The 2,390-nt window shown below is 43.6% G+C and carries 2 protein-coding genes; one reads left to right on the top strand and one right to left on the bottom strand.

The genetic code is table 11. The features are described 5' to 3' along the window. Positions 1 to 182, top strand: a 182-nt coding sequence (locus AC37HE_RS07055; protein WP_500782099.1) for a hypothetical protein, incomplete at its 5' end; no start/stop codon positions are given. Between the two features lie 619 nt (positions 183 to 801). Here the strand turns inward: AC37HE_RS07055 and AC37HE_RS07050 are convergent. Beyond that, positions 802 to 2,390, bottom strand: a 1,589-nt coding sequence (locus tag AC37HE_RS07050) for a beta-galactosidase small subunit family protein (RefSeq protein WP_500782098.1), incomplete at its 5' end; no start/stop codon positions are given.

The following is a 2,390-nucleotide window of genomic DNA, read 5'->3' as shown; positions in this document are numbered from 1 at the left end:
CCTTGACTTTTTTGGCCTACTTTTTAGTGTTAAGACAAAAAAGTAGGTGGGGTTTGTGGCAACGCCCCATCGTTTGTCCTCTAGCCGGACCTGGCTATTCCTTTTTTCCTTCAGCTGGAAAAAGGAATCAAAAAGAGCCGCCGCTGAATGAAAAAGAACTAAAACCAGTTTCCGCGTGCTAAAATTGTTCAAACTCCTCTCCGGCAGTGGCCGGACTCTCTGCTAGCGCGAATCTGTGATTCGTGCTTTGTTTGGAACAAACAAGTTGAGAAAAAGAGGCACGCTTTACAAAAGCGCGCCAGCGATGGGGTTTCTTAACGCTCTTTTTCATTAGGCGGGTTGGCGCTTCGAGCTTGCATTTTTGCTAAATACCGGGCAGGCTTAGCAAGAATTAAGAGAATAGCCCGAGTGCGATTTGATATTGCTATCGATTCCCTACGGGAAAGCTATAACCAAATACGATTAGACTTTTGCTATTGATCTTGATTCCCTGCGGGAAAGCTATACGGAAAGAAGTTTACAAATTGGGATCATTCGTATCCTGTAGGGATTGCATAACAATAAAACCTACATGATTCGGAGGGGATCACCCACAGAGATGAAAGTGAAAGTCTCCTGAATAGCAGGTTGTCATTGTTATCTGAAGTTGTCGGGTTGTCTTGGAACTTGGAACTTGGAACTTGGAACAGAGCTTCCTTATAAAAAGCAAAACAGAAGAGGCTTTTACTAAAAAGAACAGGATGAACCTCCAACGAGAGATCCATCCTGCCTTTTATTCTAAACTTATAAATGCTAATTCAACTAGTAAATCTTATAGATGTGCGCTACCGGGCTAATCAGGAAATTGAATTCCATATCCTCGTAAGGAATGCGGTACTCCGGGCGAGGCATAGCTCCCCAACTGGTTACACAACCCAATCCCATTTGTTTTTTGTCGATACAGATGGTTACAAAATCACTTTTCTTCACTTCGGGGAAGTGACGTTGATCTTTCACCAAACCATCATCCAAGGCTTCAACCGAATAGTTTAAAGCTGAAATTGAATAAGGTGCATCAGACTTAAAGCAAAGGCCTTTACCATTCTGTGCAGTCTGTGTCCACCAGCGGATATCGGATTTTGTTCCGGTCTCCTGCGGACGGATGTAAGCGTAAGGCTGCTCACAAACAGTTTGGTCATACAGACCGATAAAGTCAGCATCTTTACGGTCGATGTAATTTTCACCCGGTCCGCGGCCGTAATATTTAATGTGCTGGAAGTCTTTCGGCATTTCCAGTTTCATACCAAAACGGAACATTTCCGAAACACCATCCTTCGCTCCGGCAGTCAGCTTTTGGCTAACCTTTACAGCTCCCTGGTTATTGACCAGGTAAGTCAACTGTAGTTTTCCTCCAACTTCGGGCATATCGTAATCGGCTTTCACTTCTACCAAACCTTCGGCATTCAGCTCAGCATTCAACGACTTCAACTCAATTTTCGGATTTTTCCAAACCGCATATTTCAACTGTAATTTTGCGCCAAAGTCATTATCTGTTGGTGCACGCCAAAAGTTAGGTTTTAATTCAGTTCCTTCTTCAAGTACCGGTTTGCCATCCACCAAATAACGACACAGGTAACCCGATTTTCGGCTGAAGTCAACCTGGAAATTTTCACCTTTCACCAGCAAATAGTTGTTGTCGTTGTCAACCAGGGTTGGTTCAACAACCTTTTGGTTCGATGCCACTTTGTTGGCCATTTCAAGGGGTTTAAAAGCCCAGTCTTTGACAGCCAATTGCTGACGAGCCAGTGTGTAATCTGCCGGCAACAGTTGTTCTGCATCTTTCAACTTGTAAGCAACATTCACGAAAACTTCTTTCGCATCCAAATCTGCAGGAACTTTAACGCCCAGATCGACTTTAACTTTTTGCTGTGGCTCAACATTTAAATCGTTTACAACTCCGGTTTTCACCACTTTACCATCAGCAACCAGTTCCCATTGCAGGTAGAAGTTGGCCAGGTTGCGGAAGAAATACTCATTGTAAATTTCCACCTGTCCGTTTTTCAAATCAACTGGTGTTGTCCAGATAGACTGGTAATAATAACCAACCTCATAGTAGTGCGGGTTGGGCTTCCGATCGGGGCTGATTAAACCATTATCGTTGAAATTATTATCATTGGCATCATAGGGATTGAAGTCGCCGCCATAAGCATAAATCGACTGGCCATCCTTATTTTTCCAGTGAATAGACTGGTCAACAAAATCCCAGATGAAACCGCCCTGGTACAGCGGATATTTGCGGATCAGCTCCCAATATTCTTTAAATCCACCTTCTGAATTTCCCATTGCGTGGGCATATTCACACTGAATCAATGGCTTCTTTTTATCCGACTGACCGTACTTCTCACAGTTCT

The organism is Mangrovibacterium sp. (genome assembly GCF_059905295.1).
The sequence above is the reverse complement of the archived record's forward strand: the minus strand, read 5'-3'. Positions and strand labels throughout refer to the sequence as shown.